This window comes from Ketobacter alkanivorans (assembly GCF_002863865.1).
Classification (GTDB): Bacteria; Pseudomonadota; Gammaproteobacteria; order Pseudomonadales; family Ketobacteraceae; genus Ketobacter; species Ketobacter alkanivorans.
In genome coordinates this window covers 2,438,176-2,461,409 of the sequence record NZ_CP022684.1, presented here as the reverse complement: position 1 = coordinate 2,461,409, position 23,234 = coordinate 2,438,176, and the positions used below count along the sequence as shown (strand labels likewise).

Here is a 23,234-nt window from a genome sequence, read left to right as displayed (position 1 = left end):
ACTTTAGTTTTTGATTTTTCGAATCATTTGTCGGGCCAGGCTGTCGGCCATATCCGATACCGAGCCGACCTGGAATGTGGTGCTGCGGCCTACCCAGGCCAGTTGCTCGGTTTTGGTATCGTAAATCGAGGTAGTAAGGATGACGTTGGTTTGGGTGTCAGTGTAGGCTTCGCGGGTCATGGTGGTGACGGAGCCACCGCCGTAGTAGCCGGTGCTCAAGCCCACGCCGCCAGTACCCACTGCCACGCCAGCGCTGGGGCCCCAGTAACCGCTCCAATGGGGGTAATAGGCGCCGGTGTAATAGGTTCGCACTCGCTCAGGCACGTAGTCTTTCTCAATGTCCACCCGGCCTAGGGCGGTGACAATGATGTGATCGTAATCGCTTGTTTTTAAATGGGCTTCTACGCTTTCTTTGGTGGGAAGTTCATCCCCCAGAGTGGTGAAGCTGGCGGTGGCGTTGATGCCTTTTTCAGCCAGGGCTCCGATGAAGCCGGTTTCGAACAGGAAGCGATTGGTGGTGTTGGATGCCACGGCAACCACCAGTACTTTTTTCATGTCTTTACCGTGGAATGCGGGTTCTTGCCAGGTGTCATTCATTTTGGTGGTGGAGCAGGCCGTCAGTATAAACAGCAGGGCGAGAAAGGTGCTTCGCAGGATCATAGTCACATCCGTTATGGGGTTGGTAGGGTTTGCTTGCGGCCAAATTATTGTATCAATCGGCTAAGCTGCATTGAAAACCGTCTTCTACGTAGGGTTTACATTCGCATCGATGCAGAATTTTAGTATGGTATTAGATCACGATTACACCTGTGACCACCAATACTAATAAGAACGTTATGGCCATACCCAGCATCAAAGCTCAAGGTGACACTGAATTCGAAGGCGTGGTTTATTACCGCTCCCGCAGCATATTACTGTTGGCGCCCAGCCTCGAGATCGGGCCTGGTGATAAAACTCACAAACGCCGATCCATTCGTTTAGTGATTGGCTGTAAAAAGCCGGTCACGCTGGAATTCGAGGGTGGCGGTGTCCTTGCGGGCGAGGCTCTGCTGGTGGGGCCCGATGCCGGGCTATGTAATATCTCCGGGCCGGACGCTCATGTGGCTATTTTGGATTTCTCTCCGGTCATGGCGGAGTTCGAGGCGCTTGATCAGTTCCTGGGAGGCAGCCCGGTTAAAGAGCTGGATGTTGATCAGTTCAGCGCTTTGATCCCGCGGCTGATTGGCGGACAGGATGGCTCCCTTGGTTGTGATGAGTTGGTGGAGATTATGCAGTCGGCGGTGTTTTTGGTGACGGGCACCCAGCTTTCACCCTTGGAGTATGATCCTCGTATTATCAAGGCACTTAATATCATCGAAGAGCTGCCGTTGGCGAGCATTTGTCTGGATGTGCTGTCGAAAGCAGTGAATCTGTCCCCGGACCGTTTTCGGCATCTGTTTAAAGAAACGACAGGCTGTACTGTGTCCCAGTATGCCAGGCAGGCTGCCCTGTGGCGGGCACTGAACCTGATCACGCAGCGGGATTACACCGTTACTGCCGCGTCCCATGAGTTGGGATTCCATGATGTATCCCATTTCTATCGGGTGTATTCGGATATGTTCGGGATCAGTTTGTCCGAGCGTAATAACCCGCGTAAATTCAGGCGCGTACGATGTTTTAACTAGTGCGGGTTTAATCAGTCGCTAGATCGTGCGCGCTTTATCAGGCCTTTCAAAAACGTGCGCAGTAGTTTGTCCGAGCAAGGCAGATAGTTTTTGTTACCTTCTTTGCGGAACAGGGATTTAAGTTCCTGTTTCCCCAGCTCTTCACCTTCTGTCGCAAATATGGCGTGCATATCTTCGTCTTTCAGATCGTAGGCGATGCGCAGTTTCTTCAGGGTGCGATTGTTGCTCAGAGGCACCTGCGGTGTGGGTGGCTCGGCACCTTCTTTGGCACCTCGCAGGTGTAGGATCATGGCTTCCAGCAGGGTGGCGGCCACGGATTCTTCACAGGCAACAAACCCCGGCTCGTTTTCCTGCTTCAGGCGACTTTTCAGATCTTCCGGGCTCATGGTCTGGCCGCTCAGGGCATAGATCTCCGCTAAACCGTTTTCATTCACGGCCAGCGCTTTGCGCAGGTTACGTATTAATTCGTTGTGGTTCATATGGGGATTCCTGTGATTCAGGGGGGCGAGGTTACAAGTCTGTCTGTCTAAAGTAAATGATCCACACCATGGCGAGTGCAAATGGGGCTGTACTTTATTATTTGATCTGGCACTATGGTTCTGTTTGGTGCTTGTTTCTGGCAGCGCTGTCCAAACCTCTGACAATAAAAATATAATTAAAACAAGAGGTTGGTTATGAGTAGATGGTATCGATCGGCATCGGTGTTTTCGGCCCTGTTCGGTTTTGTTGCGTTGGTTGGGTCGGGGTCTGTATGGGCGGCACAGTGCGAGCCCCCGCAGCCGGCAGCGTCGACGCGCTTGTCTGAAGTGCAGGTTCAGGGTCAGACGTTTGTGGACAGTCAGGGCCGGGTGGTGATTCTGCGGGGCATTAATGTGTCCGGCGATTCCAAGGTACCACCTTTTATCGGTGTGACCGATGCCAGCCAACTGGATCCGTTGCCCCAGTGGGGGTTGAACACGTTGCGGCTGTTGTTCACCTGGGAGGCCTTTGAGCCGTTACCTTGTGAATACGAGGAGGCGTATCTGCAGTACTATGAGCAGGTAACGGCCTGGGCTGCCGAACGCGGCTTGTACGTGATTGTGGATTTTCATCAGGATGCCTTTTCCCGCTTTAGCACTGGCGGGTGTGGAGAGGGCTTTCCGGCCTGGGCAGTGCATTCCTCGATTCGTCTGCGGGAACCCCGTAATGATCAATCCTGCGAATCCTGGGGTACCCGCATGCTGTTTGACTGGGGCCATCATCGTGCCTGGCATCACTTTCACCGGGATAGCGAAGGCGCTCGCAGCCGTTTTCTGGCCATGGTGGAGCGGGTGGCCAACCGCATGGCGCAGCACAGCAATGTGATTGGCTACGATGTGATTAATGAGCCCTGGGGCACCTATTCGGAACTGCTGTCGTTGTATGAAGATGCAGGGCGGGTTATTCGTAAGCAGGATCCGTCGGCCATGCTGTTTGTGCCACCCCACGCTTTTTTGTCATCCGGCCTGATCCCCAATCGGATTCCCCGGCCGGGGCTGGATAACTTTGCTTACGCGCCGCACTATTACGATCCCATTATGATTACGCTGAAATGGTGGTTGGGGAACAGCTCCGTTGGGCCCTTGAATGTGATGTGGCGGCAGGCCGAGGCGTGGGATGTACCTATGATGCTGGGTGAATTTGGTGCCCCGGCCGGTACCCGTGGTGGCTCGGCTTATATTGATCAGATCTATGATTGGCTGGATGACAGGCTGGCTTCCAGCGCTCATTGGAACTACACCCCCAACTGGCATCCCGACACTAAAGATGGCTGGAATCACGAAGACCTCAGTATTACCGGGTACCAAGCTGCTGGCGCAGACAATCTAACGTTGCGGGATAACTTTGCTGTGCGGCCATACCCGGCGGCCACCTCAGGGGTGCCGGTTTCGTTTCGGCTCAGTGCAGAAGGTTTGTATTATCACTGGCAACATCAACCAGAACGTGGAGCAACCGAGCTGTTTATACCGCCCCAATGGTGGGAGCAGGGGTTTCAGATTGAGCTATTACCTGTGGACGCTTCTGGTGCCGATGCGGTCTGGGTAGCGCCCCAGTGTCGGCGACGCGGCTTACATCTGAGCTGCGACGGTGGTCAGCCGGGGGGCATTGAGCTGTTCATTGCGCCGCCGTTGGATAGTCCGCTGCTCTGACGGTATCCGTATATGTGACTAACAAAATCCTTTGCTGTATTTGTCGATGTGACTGTGGGACAACGTCACCCCCCTGTCATATCGGCGAGTTCACATGCAGTACCATGAAACACCCGTAACACCTGTTGAGTTGTTGCAGCCTGTTGATGTTGTGTTGACGGAAGCGTTGCCGGATGCGCTTGCCCAATGCGGCTGGATGATCACGGAGCAGGTGTTCAGCCCGCGCTTGATTCAGGAATTGTATGAGGAGGTATCGGATCGCAATGATCTGACGCCAGCCAGTATCGGTCGAGCCGATGATCAGCAGCGTAATAGCCGTGTTCGCCGCGACAAAACCCGTTGGTTGTCAGGACAATCGCCGTTGCAGGCAGAATACCTGGCGCGTATGGATCAGATCAGGCAGCAATTGAACCGCAGCCTGTATCTTGGCCTACAGGAATTTGAAGCCCATTATGCCCGTTACGATGCCGGTGATTTCTATCGCACCCATGTGGATGCCCTTAAAGGTCAGCGCAATCGTGTAGTCACCAGCGTGACATACCTGAACCCTGTATGGCAGTCGGACTGGGGCGGAGAGCTGGTGCTGTATGATGAATCCGGGGCGCAGCTGCGACGAGTATTGCCGACCATGGGAACCACGGTGTTTTTTATGAGCGAAGAGTTTCCCCATGAAGTGCTGCCCGCCGTTACCAGCCGCTACAGTATCGCAGGCTGGTTTCGGGTGAGCAGTGGTGTGGCGATCTAGCTGGATTTTTTCAGGTAGCAGCTCAGCAATACAATACGTTGACCGTTGACCCGGCCTTCGATGTGCTCTGGGTTATCGGTCAGGGAAATATTGCGTACGGCGGTGCCCCGTTTCGCCGTAAAATTAGCGCCTTTTACATCCAGATCTTTGATGATGGTAACCGTATCGCCAGCTTGCAAGGGGGTGCCGTTGCTGTCCAATGTAGGTGCGCGATCGTCTGATTCGGTGATGCCGGCGGCTGCCCAGGTTTGTACATCCTCTTCCAGATACAGCATATCCAGCAGTTCCTGAGCCCACACTTCCCCTTTGTCCGACAGGGTTTTCAGTTGACGCCAGGCCATGACCTGAACGGCTGGGGTTGGATTCCACATACTGTCACCCAGGCTGCGCCAGTGGCTGGGGTCAATGCTGTCTGGTTGCTGGATCTGCTGGCGGCAGGTGTCGCAGATCATGACGCAACGATCGGCGCTGCCATCGGCATCCGGTGGTACATCAAAGACTGCCAAGGCGGTGTCGGCGGAACAGAGTTCGCACTTGTGATCGCAACGTTGTAGCAAGGTTTGTTCGGTGCTCATAGTGAATGCCTTTATATATGTCTGCTGGCCGGTATTGGCTCAGGGGGCATAGTGAATGGGAATGTTCAGGTTGTTGAGGGCGGGGTAGGAGCTGTCCACATTGAAATTGGCATCCAGTGCGTAATCACTGAAGTCGCCACTGCGAATCGCATTTAATGCGCCGCTCCCCAGTTTCATCAGGCTGACAGTAACCGGTATTTTTACGGTGGTGGTTTGTTTTTCACTTAGTCTCACAGTCTGGTCGATGCGGCCATCGAACCATTTCTGACCGCCCATGCTGAACTGATAATTGATATCTCTCAAATCCACGCCGAACGTATTGGGGTTGCGCACGTTCATTTCCAGTTCAAAGCTGGCCTGGGTAAAGTTAAGACTTTTGACTTTCAGATCGCCAAAAGACACCTCTGGCAATTGTGGAATGGCGATGTCACCTTTCTTGTGACTTTTGATATTGAACAAGTTCAGTACCGGTGCGTCCAGCCGCATGTCCGCATCCACTTCATAGCGCAGAATGTTGCTGTCACCCATTGAATCCAGCAGCTGCATCACCTCGCTAAAACCGATGGTGAAAGGCACCTGCACCACGCTGGACTGCTTGGCGGGTACACTGAACCCCTTATCGGTACTGCCTTTAACCAGCTCCCGATCGTTGAAACGAATGCGATAGTCATAACCCGCCAGGGCCAGGCTGTAGCTGTTAGGGTTCGATACATTCATGGTTAGATTCAGGCCGACGGAATCAAGATTTACGTGGCTCACCGATATGTTTTGCACTTTTACGGTGGGTTCTTTCACTACGCTTTTGAAGGCGTTGCTGTTTAGCTGTGCGCAACCACTCAAGATAGACAGCAGAGCAAACAGCGTTATTACAAGGGAGCGGCAGCGGTGCAACATAAAAAACCTCGGTTGAGCGATATGGGTGTAGAGGGCGGTAGTGATGTGGCTATTGTATAGGCATTTGCGCGGCAATACACAGATCAGCCGTTCATTGCCAGCCATAATTCAGCGGTCGCCAGTGCATCCCCTAAAGCGTCATGCAGGCTGACATCCGGCAGGCCGTATCGTTGTCGGCATTGAAACAGGCGTAGCGCCCCAGGCCGAACCATCTCGGTTTGGCGGGAAAGCTTTTTATGCTCCAGTTGCAGGGTATCTTCAACCGGCAGCAGCAGTGGTGCCCCCCACAGGGAACGACATGCTTTGTTGATAAAGCTCATATCCAATTGGGCATTGTGAAACACCAACGTACTGCCGGGGAGGTCGGCCAATAAAGCAGACATGGCGATCTCAATAGGAACCCCCTGCATTAAATCGGTATCCGTAAGGTGATGGAACACTGCGCTTTGCCCCACTCCTTTCTCCAGCGCCACATGATAATAGCGTGACTGACTCAAATGAATGGCGCCGCCCTCGATGACGACCCAGGCAATGCTGGCGATTTCACCCTTACCGGCGTCAAGGGCTGTGGTTTCAAGATCAATCACCACATAGCGGGTGTCGGCAAATTCTGTGCGGGAAAGAGGTTCAGACAGCAGTGCCTTAAGTGGAGCGTAGTGGGTTTTATGTTGCCACCAGCGTCGCTGTAAGGCCAACCACACTCGTTTCATCTTCACATGCCTTGTCGATAGCGGCTGCGCAGGGCTTCCTGGGAATCGTGCACAACTCTGAAGGCATCTTTCAGATGTTTGCGTTCCAGCTCGGGCAGATCTTTAGGATTGATATAATTACTGGCTTGATTGCCGTTAGCAATTTGATGGCTCTGGTTTTCTACCCGTAGTTGTTGAATGCTATCAAAGGCATCCTGCAGGTTACGGCCATCGGCAATGGTGAATACTTTTTTTAACATAAGTTGTTGCAAACGCTCGCGGGTGTTGACGGCAGCCACGCCATGGGCCAATGATTGAATACGCACCAAATCCACGATGGGCATGATGCCCCGCTTCTTGATGTCGAACTCATCTCGGTGATCACCGTTGCGCTCCACCACAAAACGACGAAACAGACCCAGCGGTGGAGTTTGCTCCAACACATTTGCCGCCAGCGCTGCCAGGAATATGGTGTCTTTCTGCGTGCGTTTAAGCATATGAGCCTGCAGCTGTTGGCAAAGACTTTGATCACCATACACAGCGCGCAGGTCAAAGAATATAGATACACGCATGACCGCATCCGGTGTGGGGGTGCGGGTCCAGTGATCGACGGTATCCTTCCAGCCCTGCAAGCGCTGTCGCCAGGAATCAGTGGTGGCCATGACTTTGCCGTTACAGTAGGGATAGCCGCACTCATTCAAACCATCGCACACAAAATCCGCCAGCATTTGGAACCAGGTTAGATCCAGTTCTGTGGCGCTGTCGTGTATGAGCAGCCCGTTATCCTGATCCGCGCCGATTAGCTGTTCTCCTCGGGCCTGAGACCCAAATCCCAACCAGCAAAATGGCACCGGGGCTGGCCCCAGCTTTTCAATTGCCAGTTCGATCAGTCGGCAACAAAGGGTGTCACTGATGGCAGTCAAAACCCGACTGATTTGATGTGCGCGCATGCCGCCTTTGATCACTTCCACCAACAGATTGGGCAAAGTGTCGATGACCGCCCGCATAGCGTTTGTGTCGGTCTGTCGCGACAGATGTTGCACTAAGTACACCGGGTCGTCACGGCGGGCCAGCATCAGATCGGACGAAGTAAGGATGCCGACCAACTGGTTATTTTGCATCACCGGCAGATGATGAATACCTTGCTGAGTCATTTGCAGAATGGCATCAAACAACGATGCGCTAATGTCTATGTTTTGGGGTTGTGGTGTCATGATCTGCGCCAATGGGGTGTCCAAAGGCAGGCCTTTGGCGATGGCGCGGGTGCGTAGATCCCGGTCGGTCACTATGCCTTGTAATGCGTCTTCATCCATGATCAAAACTGAAGAAACACGGCGTTCGGACATGGCTACGGCAGCTTGCTGCAGCGTGGTGTCGGCACTGAGGCTAAGTGGATCACGACTGATCAGGCCCTCGATGGGTAGCAGCATCATATTGGTATTGGGTTGATACCGCGCCGCCCGACGCAAGCGACGACTGCGCTGACTGTGAAAGTGGCGATCAAAATCGCGAAACTCGGCCCGCAGGTTTTCGTAGTGAACGCGAGGCAGGTTGTAGATCAGGCTGTCTTCGATGACTTTGGCGAACACGCCTTCATCCCCCACGTTCAAACCGTGGATGTTAAAGCTTTCCCCCTCTCCCAGTTTATCCATCAGTTGGTTGGTGCTGCTGCGAATTTCCACTGCGCCAGAACGCAATATCCGCAAGGCGTAATCGTCCTTATCGGCATTGAAGCGCTGCTCGGCGCGCACATAGGTGATCTGGATGTGCCGGGCAGTTTGTTGCAGGGCAGGTTCAGGCAGCTCACTAAAGGGTAAACAGGCCCGCAGAAAATCCGCGACGGCCTGTATTTCCGGCTGATTAGGGTCGTTAGTCATGTGAATCACCGCAGTGTTTATCTGTTTAGCTTAGCGGATCAGCCACTTAACGGCGATTAGACTTTGGTGGGTTATGGCGTAACCGGCACATGTTTCTGTAAAAACGCTAATTGGTCGGCAATTGCGTTGGCGAATGCCTCACCCAGATAGATATCAAAATGCCCGATGGGATAGCTCACCAGCTCACCTTTGGGTGCTTGCCTGGCGTAGCGAATAGTGGGGCCTGCCGGGGCCACTGTGTCGTGCTCACAGATTGCAAACAGAATTGGACAGCGTACCTTTTTGGCATAGTGGCCTGGAAAGTGTCGGCTGATGGCAAGCCCTACACGCGCGGCGACTTTGTCCCCATGTTGCAAGCCATCAGGCACCATGGCCTGGTATCCGGAAACCACATCGGGTGCATTCATCAGTGCAGCGGAATGAGGTGGGCCTGCCAAGTTGATCATGCCGGGTTTCAGTCCAAGCAGGCTGCCTGCCGTATCCATCGCGGATAACATCCCCACCTTGGCCAAACCCAGTGGGCCTAGAGTAAAAGCGGACGCAATACCATTGGTGAATGGACATTGTGCGATAGCCGCTGCCACTTTAGCGTCTTCGGCGGCGGTGATGATCACGTGACCACCTCCAAACGAGCTGCCGAAAATGGCCACCTGCTCCGGGTTTACCTGATCCAGTGCCCGCACATAGGCCAGCGCTGCCTTCCAGTCAGTGAGCTGATGCTTGATATCCAACAATTGCCGTGGCTTGCCGCCACTTTCACCAAAATGGCGATAATCAAACACCACCACGACATAGCCCGCATTGGCAAAGGCTTCGGCATAGGGTTCCAGCCCCATTTCCTTCAGGGCACCCAGACCGTGCCCCAAAATCACAGCAGGCCTGGGCTTGCTGCCTTCGGATGGTAGATAGAGCCAGCCAGCGCAGAAACTGTCATCACTTGCAAAACGGATATCTTGTCGAGTCCATTGTGTGGTTTGGTTGGTCATGGTTGATTCCGGGCACTGTGTGCGCAACTGAGTAAATATGCAGGGAATCCTAACATGGCAGGAGGTGCCGAATCCTTGACCATAGCGCCTGATTTTTGCAAGGCGTCTTGTCACAAATGCACCTGTCGATTTTTAGGGTGCTCTGTTAGGCTTGCCAAGGTTGGTGATGGTCGCCACATAACATTCAAGAAGGGAGACACCGTGCAACCTGTTATTTCTGTTCGCAATCTTTCCAAGGTGTATGAAGGTGGTTTTCAGGCACTGAAGGATATCAGTCTGGATATTCAGCGTGGCGAAATTTTCGCCCTGCTTGGCCCCAACGGTGCGGGTAAAACCACGTTGATCAGCATTATCTGCGGTATTGTAAATCCTGGTTCTGGTCAGGTGCTGGCCGACGGCTTTGATGTCGTGAAAGATTTCCGTGCTGCCCGTTCTATTATCGGCTTGGTACCGCAAGAGCTTTCCACCGACGCGTTCGAGAGCGTATGGAATGCAGTGTCCTTCAGTCGTGGTTTGTACGGCAAGCCGCGCGATGATGCGCACATTGAGAAAGTGCTGAAGGCCTTGTCGCTGTGGGATAAGCGCGGCAACCGTATTATGGAGCTGTCTGGTGGAATGAAACGGCGCGTGCTGATTGCCAAAGCGTTATCACATGAGCCGAAGATTCTGTTTCTGGACGAGCCCACGGCAGGGGTTGATGTTGAACTGCGTCGTGATATGTGGGAGATGGTGCGGGAGCTGCGCAGCCAGGGTGTAACCATCATATTAACCACTCACTACATCGAAGAAGCGGAAGAGATGGCGGATCGAATCGGCGTCATCAATAAAGGCGAATTGGTACTGGTGGAAGAAAAACAGGCGTTGATGCATAAGCTGGGTAAAAAGCAGCTTACCCTTTATTTGCAGCAACCCCTTGAGACGATCCCGGAAGCGCTGGCATCGTATCCGCTGGCACTATCTGATGATGGCAGTAGCCTGACGTACACCTTTGATGTGCAGAGTGAGCAGACCGGTATTGCCGAAGTGCTGCGACGCCTTAACCAGCACGGTATTGATTTTCGGGATCTGCATTCCAGTGAAAGCTCGCTGGAGGAAATATTTGTGAACCTGGTGCACGAATCGAGAAAGGAGCAAGCATGAATTTCTACGCAATTCGAGCCATCTATAAATTTGAAATGGCCCGTACCTGGCGCACGTTGATGCAGAGCATTGCATCACCGGTGCTATCGACGTCACTCTATTTTATCGTGTTTGGTTCAGCCATCGGCTCACGCATGGTGGCCATCGATGGAATCGAATACGGCGCATTTATTATTCCAGGGTTGGTAATGTTTACTCTGCTAACCCAAAGTATTTCCAATGCCTCATTTGGTATCTACTTTCCGCGCTTTTCCGGCACCATATATGAGGTGCTGTCGGCGCCGGTATCCTTTGTAGAAATTGTTATGGGTTACGTGGGGGCGGCTGCCACCAAGTCGCTGATCGTGGGGGCGCTGATTTTAGTGACGGCGCGTTTTTTTGTCGATTATCACATTGATCACCCTGTATGGATGGTGGGTTTTTTGATTCTGACTTCCATTACCTTCAGCCTGTTTGGTTTCATCATCGGCGTGTGGGCGGACAGCTTTGAAAAACTGCAATTGATCCCCCTTATGGTGATTACGCCACTGGCGTTTTTGGGTGGGAGTTTTTACTCCATCAGTATGCTGCCGCCAATCTGGCAAACCATTACGCTGTTTAACCCGGTGGTGTATCTGATCAGTGGCTTTCGCTGGAGTTTTTATGGCGTGGCGGATGTGAATGTGGTGGTCAGTCTGGGGATGACTGCGTTGTTTTTGCTGCTGTGCCTTGGTGCAGTATGGTGGATTTTTAAAACCGGCTATCGCCTGAAAACGTAGTAGCCCGTCACAAACGTAGCCGGTCACAAACTAAGGGGGGTTGAAATTTTCAGCCCCCCTGATCTTACTGCTTGAACGATCTTACTTCTTGCGACGCAGACCCAGACCTAACAGACCCAGGCCCAGCAGTGCCAGTGAAGCAGGCTCTGGTACATTGGCGGCCGGTGGAGGAGGCGTGGGGAATTCGTCGTAAATGTACTCAACGAATACACTACCGGAGAACCAGCTGTCACCATAGGTGCGGCAGCGATCTTCGTCGTCTGCGCAGTTGGTGGTAGCGGCTTCAGTCATGGAGCTGGCTCTCAGCTGCAGGGTATTATCCAGGAAGTAAGTCAACAGGCCGGCATCGGTAGTTGAGAACAAGGTGCCGTTCAGGTAGTTGGTGTAATCAGAATAATGACCGTTGCAATCACCATCGCTGGCGGAGCAGGATACTGACAGCGTACGGCTGGTGCTTGGGTTGTAGCCCAGGTTGGGGCTGTACAGATCCAGGCCGAAGGTGCCGCGAACATAGCCGACACCATAAACGTCGTCTTCGCAGAATGCCCAGCAGTCTGAAGGATCGTATACAGAGATGTTGCCCCGTACTACGCCGTTGGTGTTGTAGCTAACAGTAACGCCCGTCAGTACACCCAGGCTGGAATCGAATCCGTTCAGGCTGGTGTAGCCGTAGTTGGTGTTTCGATTATACGTGTTGCCGGTGCTCCAGGCTGTGCTTGTATAAGCAGTACCTGTGTTGAAACTGGATGAATCGGAAATTACCAGAGCTTGGCTCAGGCTTCCGAAGGTCATCATTGCTGCCAGCGCAAAGCCTTGCAGGCAATACTTGACTAGTTGGGTCATGGTTAATACCCCAAATGATTTAAATTGGTCGCAAATTGAAACGAATGAAGTGCTGCGTGCGGCCCGAAGGAAAGATCAGAAACCGGGCAGCTACAACCGAAAATGTGAAGCACGTCACATGCCATGATATAAAACCCTTGGTTTACAGTCGGTTATAAGTATTTCGGGTGGGTTTTTGCATGGGTGTGTAAAGTTTTTCGACGCTTTTTGGTTGTCGGTGGGCCCCATGTATCAATTCAGCAGTCATACTTCCCTGATAGGGGCGTTAACATTTGGCAATTGAAACAATGAGCGCTGATCGCTGCGAAAGCGTCTTTGCCAAGTACAGATCTATCTACTTCGACAATTTGCAGTGTTAACGAAAATCCTCACCAAAGCTGGTTTTGTAGTCGATAAACGCAAGCCCGGTCTCACCAAAATAGAAGGCATCAGCGGCTGCGACCACTACCCGTAATTGGCTTTGGGCGGTTTGCTCACCGGTTAAATCGATTGTCCAGCGGGTGTTGGTGTTGTCGGTAGCGGCAAGGCTTGTGGGTGCGCCCAGTTCATCGCTGTTGGTCACCAGCGCGGCTTTGGCCCCTTGCAACGGATGTTTAGAGCTAAGGCTCAGAGTCATCACATTGACGCCAACCTGCGCAACGCTCAGCTCGATGCTAAAGCCTGCATTTTTAAGCGTGCAGAGCCCGCTGGGGTAGCGACAGTTGGGCAGGGCTACCAGGGAGTAGGATTTACCTGCTTGCGCTTTTTGAGCTTTTTCGCCCACGAATGCGTCGGTGGCAAAATACGCGATGATGGCCAGAATAGGGGCCACAATCATGGCGATAATAATGTGTTTGTTTGCGAGCATGGGGATCTCTTGTTTGGGGTTATCGTGCTTCAGGGCCAATGGTACATCAGCCCGAAAAAAAAGCCCGGATGAATCCGGGCTTTGTTCTTATGCAGGTTGATCAGTGGGCCTGGGCTTCACCGGCTCCAGCTGGCATGCGGATGCTTTCCACCATCTCTTGTACATGCTCTGGCGGAGCCTGGGTCACTCGGGATACTGCAAAAGCAACCACGAAGTTCACCACTGCACCTACGGCACCGAAGGCGTTGGGCTCGATACCCAGGAACCAGTTTTGTGGCAAATCACCCAGGAATGCGGTGCTGGCCACAAACATGATGCCTTTATGCTGAAACACGTAGAGCAAGGTGACGGTGATACCCGCGATCATCCCGGCAATGGCGCCTTCCTTATTCATCCGTTTGCTGAAGATGCCCATCATCAATACCGGGAAGATTGACGATGCGGCCAAGCCGAAGGCCAGCGCCACTGTCCCGGCGGCGAAGTCCGGCGGATTGAAGCCAAGGTAACCCGCCACACCGATGGCACCTGCCATGGCGATACGACTGGCCAGCAGCTCGTTTTTCTCTGAGATGTCGGGCATGAATACCCCTTTGCACAAATCGTGAGAGATGGCCGAGGCAATGGCCAACAACAGGCCCGCCGCAGTGGACAAGGCTGCCGCCAGGCCACCTGCCGCCACCAGGGCGATCACCCAGTTGGGCAGGCGGGCGATTTCAGGGTTGGCCAGCACCATGATGTCGTTATCCACGGTCACCATTTCGTTCACGGTTTTGTCTGCGCTGTATTGAACTTTGCCGTCGCCATTTTTATCTTCAAAGGCCAGTAGCCCGGTTTTCTCCCAGTTTTTGAACCATTGTGGGCGTTCGTCGTAAACCATGTATTCACCTTTGTTGGGCTCAATGGTGTTCATGAAGTTCATGCGCGCCATGGCCGCTACCGCAGGGGCCGTGGTGTATAGAATGGCGATGAATACCAGCGCCCAACCGGCAGAGCTGCGTGCATCGGCTACTTTGGGTACGGTAAAAAAGCGGATGATGACGTGTGGTAAACCGGCGGTGCCGATCATCAGCGACATGGTATAAACGAACATGTTGAGCTGGCTTAGCCGCGATTGTGTCGTGTACTCGTGAAATCCGAGTTCGGTCACCACTTGATCAAGCCGATCCAGCAAGAAGGTATCGCTGCCCACCATGGTGGACCCCAGCCCTAATTGTGGAATCGGGTTGCCAGTCAGGTTCAGCGAAATGAAGATGGCGGGAATGGTGTAGGCGAAGATCAATACGCAATACTGGGCGATTTGAGTATAGGTAATGCCTTTCATGCCCCCTAACACGGCATAGACGAATACAATGCCCATGCCTACCAATAAACCGCTGCCATAATCCACTTCCAGAAAGCGGGAGAACGCCACGCCGATCCCTTTCATTTGACCGATTACGTAGGTGACGGAGGCGATAATCAAACACACCACGGCGACAATGCGTGCGGCTTTGGAATAATAGCGATCACCAATAAATTCCGGCACGGTGAACTTGCCGAACTTGCGCAGGTAGGGTGCCAGCAGCATGGCCAGCAGCACAAAGCCACCGGTCCAGCCCATCAGAAAGACGGAGCCGCCGTAGCCCATGAAGGCAATCATGCCCGCCATGGAGATAAACGAGGCCGCCGACATCCAGTCTGCGGCGGTGGCCATCCCATTGGCAACCGGGTGTACGCCACCACCGGCAATGTAGAAATCCTTGGTGGATCCGGCCCGCGCCCAGATGGCGATGCCGATATAGAGCGCGAAGGTCATGCCCACTACGATGTACGTTAAAGTCTGCAGATCCATGGTGCGTTACCTCACTTCTCTTCTACGCCGAATTTGCGATCAAGTTGTCCCATTTTTTTCGCATACACGAAAATCAACACCACGAAGGTGTAGATGGAACCCTGCTGTGCAAACCAGAACCCTAGTTTGTAACCACCGATTTGGATTTGATTCAATACATCCACCAGAATCACACCACAACCAAATGACACCACAAACCACACCACCAGTAGCGTCAGCATCAGCCTGACATTGGCAGACCAATATGCGGCTGCGTCTTCTTTGTTTTTAAACGCCATACACGATCCCTCCGAGAACCTGTTTATTATCGTTGTACCCTATCGTTTTAAACCACCATCAGGTGCTTGGGTATTAGACGTTGGTCGAGACAGCTGGGCTGTGCCGGGTTAGGTCGGGAATGTTCTGGACGATACAGGTGGTAATATGTTCAACTTCCTAAACTGGTTAATTTTTGTTTTGGCACTGAATCACATTGGGGAATGTTTATGAAGGGAAGCACATTATGCAGTGGGCTGATTGTGTTGGGCTTGCTGTTATCGAATGAAGTTTATGCAGCAGAGCCAACAACGGAGCCTGACTATGCGACGCGTCAGCAGGGCTTGCAGCAAACCAATCCTGTTGCAGCCTGGCAGCGGGGCCAAGGCAAAGATGTGGTGGTGGCAGTGCTGGATACCGGTGTTCAATCTTCTCATCCTGATCTGAACGGTAATCTGCTGCTTGGTTACGATTATGTTGATAACCAGTCTGATGGTTCTGTTGATCCCAACGGTCACGGCACCCACATAGCGGGCATTATCGCCGCTTTAGTCAATGGTGTCGGAATAACCGGCATTGCACCGCAGGCAGAGATCCTGCCAGTGCGTGTATTGAATGACGTCAAGGGTTCGGAGGCAATGGCATATTGTGAGGATTATAACGATCCAGAGACAGCCCCAAACCCGAATTGCAGCAAGCGCACCATGTTGTCCACCATCAAAGGCATTCAGTCGGCGGCGCTGTATGCGTTAACCAAGAATAAGCGGATGGTGATCAACGCCAGTTTTGGGTCGCCTGCTGAAAATGGCTATTGTGCAGCCATAGATAAGCTGTTTAGCGATCACCCGGAACTGGAAAACTCAGTCATTATCGTTGCGGCAGCCATGAACGAGAACACGTCAGCAGAGCGTTACCCCGCTGCCTGTTCACGAGTGTTTGCCGTGGCCGCTGTGGATGAGAACGATGCACGCTGGACTGAAGGGCCTCGGGCGTCAAATTTTGGCAGCTGGGTTTCCATCGCAGCTCCGGGCAAGCAGGTGTATTCAACCTGGTTAGAGGGTGCCTATAGGTCACAGTCAGGTACCTCCATGGCAACGCCGTTTGTTGCCGGCGCGGTGGCGGTTTTGCTTTCAGCTGATCCGTCACTCAGCCCCAAGCAGGCCATGCAGTATTTGCTGGATAACACCGACCCGTTGAGCGACAGCGGGCTGGGGGCGGGCAGGTTGAACCTGTCCAAAGCAATGAGCGCGATCCCCGCACCGCCGGTAGCACCAACGGCCCCGGTTGCCCCCAGTAATTTCAGCATTCAGTAAACAAGGAACAACACTATGCGGTTGGATAACACTATGACTATGCGTGTCAGCGCGACTCTTTTGTGCCTGATGTTACCGGCAGCGCTGCTGGCCACTGAGAATGATGATGCCTTCAGAGATTACATCAATAATGTCATCTGCCTGAATCCTCAAGGTGATTTGGTGGTTACCTGTAATGCAGCCACGATCACTATTGGAGGGAGCGGCAGCACTTTGTCCCAAACTGGCAATACCGGCACCCAGGGTAGCAATGATTTGTCTGCTCGGAATCAGGTGGATCAGGCGGTATCCGGTGATGCCGAGGCCATCCGCATCCAGCAGCAGCGCTGGGGGGTATTCAGTAACATTGAGTACCGTAATCTGGATCGTGATCTGACGGCGATAGAAAACGGATTCGATGGCAGCAGTGTCGTGGTCACAGTCGGCGCGGATTATCGGGTCAACAGCGCCATGTTGGTGGGGTTTGCCGGCTCATATGGCGATACCGATATTGAGTTCAATGGTGATTCCGGGGGTGTGGACAGTGAGCGTTATGAGTGGATTGCCTTTGCTAATTATCAGCTGAATGATGCCCTCTACGTGGATGGGTATGCGGGGTTGACGCAACGGAGTAACGATATGACTCGCTCTGTGCGTTTTGGTCAGATTCAATACGATGCCCAAGGCGATTTTGATTCCGATGCGGATCAATGGGGTTTGGGGGCAGGCTATCAATTCAGCGCGGGGCCAATAGCGCTGGACGTTGCATTGAGATATGACTCCGGCAGCGTTGACGTTGAGGCTTATGAGGAGACAGGGGGCGATGTGATAGAGAACCTCAACCTGCGCTATGAGGCCCAAACCATTGATTCCAGAACAGTAACGTTAGCGCTGTATTCGGTGTTTAATGTCAGCCTGCAGTCGGGGGTTATGGCCCCCTATGTTCGTGCAGAGGCGGTATCTGAGCATGAGGATGAAGCCCGAGAGATCAGCAGCCACTTGGTGGTCGCGCCGGATGCCGAGGCGTTCGTGGTGAGGACCGATACGCCGGATGATCTATATGGAACAGTGGGCATGGGCGTTCAGTTTGTCGCCCCCGGCGGCCTGATGCTGTACATCGATGCAGAGAGCCTGGTTGCGCATGATTTTCTGAATACATGGAGTTTGTCTTCGGGGTTCCGTTTGGAGCTTTAAAGCCGCAAGTGATGCTGCCTCGCAGATTGTGGCATCTCGCTTAGACTGAAAGTACCGTTTGAATGGGGTGCTCTCGTCAAATCGGTACTAGTTATCAACGGTTCATTTCACAGATAATTGGCTGCCTAGATGAACTCCGGCTATGCCAGCGGCCCCAAAGCCCTGGCTTACCAGGCTATCCACCCAGCCTTCCACGTTATTCAGTGGTAACAAATGAGCGATGCCCATGCGTTGTGCCAGTGCTTTGGTGTTGCTAATGTCATAACGATCGGTGGACAGAAACGACAAGGTTTCCCGGGAGCCTGGTAGTAAGAAAGACGGCAGCCGTTCCAGTATCCATACAGGTATGTGCGAGCGGGGTGCTTTTACACCAAGCTGTTGGGCAAATCGCTGCAGTAGTGCATCCAGGTTGGGGGTGGTGTCGTCCAGTAGCCAGTATTCCTGATTGATGGATTCGTCGTATTCCAGCAATCGAGCACAGAACTCCGCCACAAAATCCACGTGCACCAGGGGCACAAAGGTGTCGCGGTTGCCGGGGATCATGGCGAGCTTTTTGTGCTGTAATTGCTGCACTATTTCGGCGATGCCGATGAATTGGGTGGTGTCGCCGCTGATGCTGTCACCGATTACGCTGGAAGGATTCAGTGCCGTCCAGGGAATGCCCAACTCACTGGCTTGCTCCTTCATGCGCTCATAGGCAATGAGCTTGGAGGCTTCGTATGCCCCGAGTTTTTTGTACAGAGCCGCGTCATCCAGATCCGGCTTGCCAGCAACGCGATAACCTCCAATCCAGATAAAGCGCTTAAGCTGCGGTAAATGAGCAATCTGCTCCAACAGTTGCAGGCTGGCGTCCACATTAACCTGGTGGGTGTCTGCTTGCTTCAGATCCCAAGCGAAAGCGGCGGCCAGGTGGAAAACGGCTTGGATTGGCAGGCATAACTCGGGCTGATCCTTGAATAGGCGCTCAGGTTCCTGCAGCGAAAACGCCACCAGTTGCAGTTGCTGTCGGGTTTGGTTCGGGTGCTCCAAGCGGCGTTCTACAAAGGCGCGATATGCCTGTTCTCGCTGCTCTGGCTGCCGCATGGCTGCCAGTACCCGGTAACCCTGATTCAGCAGCGCAGGTACCAGCCAGCGTCCAATCAAGCCGTTGGCACCGGTGACGAGAATGGTGGGTTTGTGAATGTGTGTTGGGCTTGTCATATTTGTTTCCTCTTTATTAATAGACTGGTCTATATATTATTGGGGTAAAAAATAAGCAGTCTATGTCTGCGATGTGAGACGTTGCAAGACGGCATCTCGAGCCTGGGCCAGGGGCTCGGTGGAACGGCGCACTTTAGACAACAGCAGTGCCCCTTCCAGTATGGACAGTATCAACGTGGCCTCCTGCCCCGACTGCTCCACACCGGGGTTCAGCTTTTTCAAGCCACCGGCCAGGGCATGACTCCAGCCATCGTAGGCGGTGGCGCAGGCAGCCTGCACAACCGGGTGCTCATCGCCTGCTTCCAGCGCAGTGGTAGCCACTGGGCAACCTTTTTCAAACTCGGAGTTCTGCAATCGAACCGCCAAGCCATCGAACAGCCAGCAGATGGCCTGCTGCGTATCACTGGCTTGGCTAAAGGCCTGCTCAATGGTGAACCGAATCAGCTCGGCACCCTGGGCCAACGCCAGAGCGACGATCTGGTCTTTGCCCTCGGGGAAATGAAAATAGAGTGACCCCTTCGGCGCACCACTGGCTTTGATGATCTGTTGCAGCCCGGTGTTGTGGAAACCCTGCCGTTCGATCAGTTCCAGTGTGGCGCTGAGGATCTTTTCCTGTGTCTGTTGGCCTTTGCTTGTCATGGGACCAGATAATAGACCGATTGGTTTATTGATGCAAGATCGGATAGTTGGGCTCCAGATAGCCACCATCAAGCCCCAAGACCCCAACCCGGTGTTGCCCCCGACATTGAACTCGATCATTGTTTAGCAGGCTGCAGACTAGGTCTGTACTTGGACTAACGATCGTGTCTACATCTTTGAAATCCGTATCCAGCCGGGGTTCTGCTGTATCAACATCTAGGTTACGGTTACCCCAACAAATGACATCTGAATGTGCAGTTTTGGCACAGGCTCCAGATCCATGGGTGAAAAGTTGGGCTGCAGCGGAGACGCCCTCAATTTTCAACGGGATAGTGGATGAGGCGATGCCGGTGGTGCCAAGCTGTCCAGCGTGATTTCCACCCCAGCAGTACACATCGCCGTTGTTGGTGATGGCGCAACTGTGTGATCCAGTGATTACAATTTTGCTGGACTTGGGTAGGCCGATTACCTGCTCCGGCACAATCGAGCTATTCAGGCTGATGCAGAACACGTCGCCATATATATCCAGCATGCAGGCATGATTATAATGTACATCCAAATCAATGATCGGCTCCAATCCTAAGATTGGTGTAAGTTGACGGTTTATACCTGCGTTATTGGTGAATTCCGACCAACAGGAAACAGATTGATCTTGAAACAATGCACATTTTAGCCTGTCACCTTTCACCACCGAACTTGAAGTCAGTCCGGCGACTACCTCGGGGGAGGCCTCTGAGTAGTTTCTGCCATTGTAATAGCCGCCCCAACACCGTACTTCGCCATCTAGCTGATGAATACAGGCTCCTTCTGCAAGGTCTATGGATGCAACATCTGTTAATTCGAACGGAGTCACTGGTGTGTGTGTGAACGCGGAGCTTGAAGCTATTGACCAGCGCCCTAATCCCCAAAAACTCAAATCATCATCTCGGTCCACGACAAAGATCGAGTTCTGATTTGCCTTGATGGAACGAACATTGTCGATACCACTGACAGTGACAAGACCGGTTGGAGTAAAGGAATCCCTGGTTGGGGAGCGGGAATCATTATCTGAATCACTCAGCTTTGCCCAACATTTGACTGTCTGATTGGACAATAGAGCGCAGGTGTAACGTGAGCTTGCGGCGATACTAGTTACGCCGTTTAAGTTCAAAACTTGGTAACTGAGACTGGACTCACTCGGGCTGGTAACTCCAATACCGAATTGACCCTCCCGGTTGGATCCCCAGCAGCTTACCGTTCCGTCTTCATGATTGGCACACCCATGGTCACCACCCAGTGAGATGCCATTTATACCAGCTTTTGACAAGTATGTGGCAGTTGTTGGAGTGTAATAAAAACGGCCGCTGCTGTATTGGGCGCCAATGATGTAATTACTATTATCGCCCCAGCACCGAACGTAGCCCAGTACATCCAGAGCACAAGTTGAAAAATGAGTTGAATCTATATCGATCAGCTCAAAGGGAAAATTAATGGCGATGGGGGTTGCTGTGTTGTCAATATCCGATCCAACGCCCAGTTGGCCACTGAAATTGTCGCCCCAACAATACACTTGATGCTGATCAGTGCGAAAGCAAGCATGGTAACCGCCGGAAACGACCTGCACAGCATTTTCCACGCCAGGGACTTTCAATGGTAAGGTTTGCGAACCCATGCCTTCCAAGTACCCCCAGCAATAGGCAGACCCATTGCTTGTTACGGCGCAGGTGTGGAAATTACCTGCTGAAACATCTACCACGTCATTCAGGCCGGAAACTTCCATCGGGATGTATCCATAATCGTTGGTGTTCACACCAAGCTGGCCATTAGCGTTGTTGCCCCAGCACAACACCTTGCCGTCCATTTTCAAGGCGCAGGCATGGAATGGATTCAGGAAGGAAATCTTTTTAACTTTTCCAATATTTAATTTACGTAACCTGCCGTCCTCTGGGTTGCTCACCAGTTGAAACAGGCCTTCTGGGGCGGAAATAGGCCAACAGTACACATCGTCCTCCGGGTCAATCGCGCAGGTGATGCCAACTCCGGCACTCAAAGATTTGGCTTTTATCGGTGCTTTCACCACAACGTTGGACTGATCACCTCCGTTTTGGGAGTTAACCTCAATTACATAGTCCCCTGCTGCCAGGTCGGGGGTATTAAAGCGGATCTCGTTGTCATCGACATAGGAGGGATCAATCACGGCGCCATTTATAGTTAAAGTGCTGTTGCCCAGGTGTACTCCTGATAATTTGGCTTCTGCGGAAGGCCATAGCACTGTCGGCCAGATGGAGGAAATTGATGGCGGCAGGGAAGTTCTGGGAATACAGTTTATTCGAGGTGAGTTAACGTCTTCACCGGCAAAAAAGCCGCTGCCCTGTGTGACGCTACAGAAATCCTCAGTTGGCTGTTCGCTGATGAAAACGTTGTAGCCTTCCCCTTCAAAATAACTTCCACTGAAGCTGAATTCGCCGTTGGTGTCGGCCGTAAGAGTGTTGCCATTGTTGGAGAGTTGAATTACGCCACTGAGCCCATCAATGTAGCCGCCCAGTTTTCGGCCAGCCTCACAGTGCAGATTGATGGAGACGATATCCAAGGCTTCAATCACGCCTTTACGATCCTCCAGACGACAGATTTGTGATTGCGGTTTGGTGCCGAAGTCTACCTTATAGAGTTCTGTGGGGAGCAACTTCGTTTTGAATTGAAACTGGGTGTCACCGTTAGCCAGCGGTAATAGTTCTATATGGTCGTTAAGTGCAAGTGATATGGGCTCCTGCAAATCATTAATGGTGCCACCTATTTTGTAGGCCGCTGTACAGGAGATGATGACGTAGGAAATGTCTATGTCTACTACCAATCCCGTGTTGTTTACGGGGTCGCACAACTGGGTATCCGGATGCGCTGACACTAGTACATCGTAGTTGTCCCCTGAGAACATCTTCTTTGGGAAGCTGAAGGGGGTGTCACCCTCACCAGTCACAGTGACGACATCATCGCCATTTGAAAGCTGAATGGTGCCTTGGAGGTTGACCAGGTAGCCGCTGATGGCGTAGTCGCCCCCTGAACAGGATATGATGACGTCAGAAATGTCTTCGTCTAACACCTGTCCTGTGTTTTGTGCGGAGGTGCACCGCTGAGAATCCGGATGCGCTGACACTAGTACATCGTAGTTGTCCCCTGAGAACATCTTCTTTGGGAAGCTGAAGGGGGTGTCACCCTCACCAGTCACAGTGACGACATCATCGCCATTTGAAAGCTGGATGGTGCCTTGGAGGTTGACCAGGTAGCCGTTGATGGCGTAGTCGCCCCCTGAACAGGATATGATGACGTCAGAAATGTCTTCGTCTAACACCTGTCCTGTGTTTTGTGCGGAGGTACACCGCTGAGAATCCGGATGCGCCGACACTAGTACATCGTAGCTGTCCCCTGAGAACATCTTCTTTGGGAATCTGAAGGGGGTGTCACCCTCACCAGTCACAGTGACGACATCGTCTCCATTTGAAAGCTGAATGGTGCCTTGGAGATTGAAAACGTTGCCGCTGATGGTGTAATCACCTTCTATCTCACCACCGCAACCGATCACGCCAAGCATCACGACGAGGTTGAGGGTTGCCGCTCGAAAAGCTGAATTGAATTGGTACATGAGAGTTACATCCTGTTAGTC

At 52.7% G+C, this 23,234-nt stretch carries 21 protein-coding genes; 7 read left to right on the top strand and 14 right to left on the bottom strand.

Annotated elements, in window-relative coordinates; translation table 11 throughout:
* Nucleotides 1-3: 3 nt before the first annotated feature.
* On the bottom strand, nucleotides 4-660 hold the full coding sequence (locus Kalk_RS10600) for a hypothetical protein (protein WP_101894221.1): 657 nt from the start codon (nucleotides 658-660) through the stop codon (nucleotides 4-6).
* A gap of 149 nt (nucleotides 661-809) precedes the next feature.
* Here Kalk_RS10600 and Kalk_RS10595 point away from each other — a divergent pair, with 149 nt between their 5' ends.
* Nucleotides 810-1,664, top strand: a complete 855-nt coding sequence (locus Kalk_RS10595) for a helix-turn-helix domain-containing protein (protein WP_158643433.1) — start codon at nucleotides 810-812, stop codon at nucleotides 1,662-1,664.
* A gap of 11 nt (nucleotides 1,665-1,675) precedes the next feature.
* Here Kalk_RS10595 and Kalk_RS10590 read toward each other — a convergent pair whose 3' ends face one another.
* On the bottom strand, nucleotides 1,676-2,143 hold the full coding sequence (locus Kalk_RS10590) for a YehS family protein (RefSeq protein WP_101894219.1): 468 nt from the start codon (nucleotides 2,141-2,143) through the stop codon (nucleotides 1,676-1,678).
* Nucleotides 2,144-2,338: 195 nt separating this feature from the next.
* Between Kalk_RS10590 and Kalk_RS10585 the strand changes: the two genes are divergently transcribed.
* On the top strand, nucleotides 2,339-3,832 hold the full coding sequence (locus Kalk_RS10585) for a cellulase family glycosylhydrolase (RefSeq protein ID WP_101894218.1): 1,494 nt from the start codon (nucleotides 2,339-2,341) through the stop codon (nucleotides 3,830-3,832).
* A 94-nt stretch (nucleotides 3,833-3,926) separates the two neighbouring features.
* Nucleotides 3,927-4,577, top strand: a complete 651-nt coding sequence (locus Kalk_RS10580; protein ID WP_101894217.1) for a 2OG-Fe(II) oxygenase — start codon at nucleotides 3,927-3,929, stop codon at nucleotides 4,575-4,577.
* On the opposite strand, the gene Kalk_RS10575 is transcribed toward Kalk_RS10580, so the two are convergent.
* The 5 genes from Kalk_RS10575 to Kalk_RS10555 all read right to left on the bottom strand — a co-directional run bounded on the left by Kalk_RS10575 (nucleotide 4,574) and on the right by Kalk_RS10555 (nucleotide 9,598).
* Nucleotides 4,574-5,152, bottom strand: coding sequence for a PhnA domain-containing protein (locus Kalk_RS10575; RefSeq protein ID WP_101894216.1), 579 nt, complete (start codon nucleotides 5,150-5,152; stop codon nucleotides 4,574-4,576). The genes Kalk_RS10580 and Kalk_RS10575 overlap by 4 nt on opposite strands.
* Before the next feature lie 39 nt (nucleotides 5,153-5,191).
* Complete coding sequence (locus Kalk_RS10570; RefSeq protein ID WP_158643432.1) at nucleotides 5,192-6,046, bottom strand: LEA type 2 family protein; 855 nt, start codon at nucleotides 6,044-6,046, stop codon at nucleotides 5,192-5,194.
* A gap of 83 nt (nucleotides 6,047-6,129) precedes the next feature.
* Nucleotides 6,130-6,756: a 3'-5' exonuclease gene (locus Kalk_RS10565; protein WP_101894214.1), complete on the bottom strand. Its 627-nt coding sequence runs from the start codon at nucleotides 6,754-6,756 to the stop codon at nucleotides 6,130-6,132.
* A 2-nt stretch (nucleotides 6,757-6,758) separates the two neighbouring features.
* Nucleotides 6,759-8,612, bottom strand: a complete 1,854-nt coding sequence (locus Kalk_RS10560; protein WP_101894213.1) for a putative nucleotidyltransferase substrate binding domain-containing protein — start codon at nucleotides 8,610-8,612, stop codon at nucleotides 6,759-6,761.
* Nucleotides 8,613-8,683: 71 nt separating this feature from the next.
* Nucleotides 8,684-9,598, bottom strand: coding sequence for an alpha/beta hydrolase (locus tag Kalk_RS10555; RefSeq protein WP_101894212.1), 915 nt, complete (start codon nucleotides 9,596-9,598; stop codon nucleotides 8,684-8,686).
* A 201-nt stretch (nucleotides 9,599-9,799) separates the two neighbouring features.
* Between Kalk_RS10555 and Kalk_RS10550 the strand changes: the two genes are divergently transcribed.
* A complete protein-coding gene (locus Kalk_RS10550) occupies nucleotides 9,800-10,738 on the top strand; it encodes an ABC transporter ATP-binding protein (RefSeq protein WP_101894211.1) in 939 nt (312 codons plus the stop codon).
* On the top strand, nucleotides 10,735-11,496 hold the full coding sequence (locus tag Kalk_RS10545) for an ABC transporter permease (RefSeq protein ID WP_101894210.1): 762 nt from the start codon (nucleotides 10,735-10,737) through the stop codon (nucleotides 11,494-11,496). The genes Kalk_RS10550 and Kalk_RS10545 overlap by 4 nt, the downstream gene beginning before the upstream one ends.
* An 81-nt stretch (nucleotides 11,497-11,577) precedes the next feature.
* Here the strand turns inward: Kalk_RS10545 and Kalk_RS21355 are convergent, their stop codons facing one another.
* From Kalk_RS21355 to Kalk_RS10525, 4 genes are all read right to left on the bottom strand, one after another.
* Nucleotides 11,578-12,339, bottom strand: coding sequence for a PEP-CTERM sorting domain-containing protein (locus Kalk_RS21355; protein WP_199768078.1), 762 nt, complete (start codon nucleotides 12,337-12,339; stop codon nucleotides 11,578-11,580).
* 355 nt (nucleotides 12,340-12,694) lie between these two features.
* Nucleotides 12,695-13,186: a hypothetical protein gene (locus Kalk_RS10535; RefSeq protein ID WP_101894209.1), complete on the bottom strand. Its 492-nt coding sequence runs from the start codon at nucleotides 13,184-13,186 to the stop codon at nucleotides 12,695-12,697.
* 100 nt (nucleotides 13,187-13,286) lie between these two features.
* On the bottom strand, nucleotides 13,287-15,017 hold the full coding sequence (locus Kalk_RS10530) for a sodium:solute symporter family protein (RefSeq protein WP_101894208.1): 1,731 nt from the start codon (nucleotides 15,015-15,017) through the stop codon (nucleotides 13,287-13,289).
* Between the two features lie 11 nt (nucleotides 15,018-15,028).
* Entirely contained in the window at nucleotides 15,029-15,295 is a 267-nt protein-coding gene (locus tag Kalk_RS10525) for a DUF4212 domain-containing protein (RefSeq protein ID WP_101894207.1), read from the bottom strand.
* 207 nt (nucleotides 15,296-15,502) lie between these two features.
* Here Kalk_RS10525 and Kalk_RS10520 point away from each other — a divergent pair, with 207 nt between their 5' ends.
* Both Kalk_RS10520 and Kalk_RS10515 read left to right on the top strand, forming a co-directional pair.
* Nucleotides 15,503-16,585 carry a S8 family peptidase gene (locus Kalk_RS10520; protein WP_158643431.1) on the top strand — a complete coding sequence of 361 codons (1,083 nt, stop codon included), beginning with the start codon at nucleotides 15,503-15,505 and terminating at the stop codon, nucleotides 16,583-16,585.
* A 33-nt stretch (nucleotides 16,586-16,618) separates the two neighbouring features.
* Nucleotides 16,619-17,758 (top strand): autotransporter outer membrane beta-barrel domain-containing protein, encoded by a 1,140-nt coding sequence (locus Kalk_RS10515; protein WP_158643430.1) that lies wholly within the window; start codon nucleotides 16,619-16,621, stop codon nucleotides 17,756-17,758.
* A gap of 102 nt (nucleotides 17,759-17,860) precedes the next feature.
* Here the strand turns inward: Kalk_RS10515 and Kalk_RS10510 are convergent, their stop codons facing one another.
* Genes Kalk_RS10510 through Kalk_RS10500 form a run of 3 tightly spaced genes read right to left on the bottom strand, consistent with a single transcriptional unit; the run spans nucleotide 17,861 to nucleotide 23,213 of the window.
* On the bottom strand, nucleotides 17,861-18,958 hold the full coding sequence (locus Kalk_RS10510) for an NAD-dependent epimerase/dehydratase family protein (protein ID WP_101894204.1): 1,098 nt from the start codon (nucleotides 18,956-18,958) through the stop codon (nucleotides 17,861-17,863).
* A gap of 60 nt (nucleotides 18,959-19,018) precedes the next feature.
* Nucleotides 19,019-19,597 (bottom strand): TetR/AcrR family transcriptional regulator, encoded by a 579-nt coding sequence (locus Kalk_RS10505; protein WP_158643429.1) that lies wholly within the window; start codon nucleotides 19,595-19,597, stop codon nucleotides 19,019-19,021.
* Between the two features lie 25 nt (nucleotides 19,598-19,622).
* Nucleotides 19,623-23,213 carry an IPT/TIG domain-containing protein gene (locus Kalk_RS10500; RefSeq protein WP_101894202.1) on the bottom strand — a complete coding sequence of 1,197 codons (3,591 nt, stop codon included), beginning with the start codon at nucleotides 23,211-23,213 and terminating at the stop codon, nucleotides 19,623-19,625.
* Nucleotides 23,214-23,234: the final 21 nt, after the last annotated feature.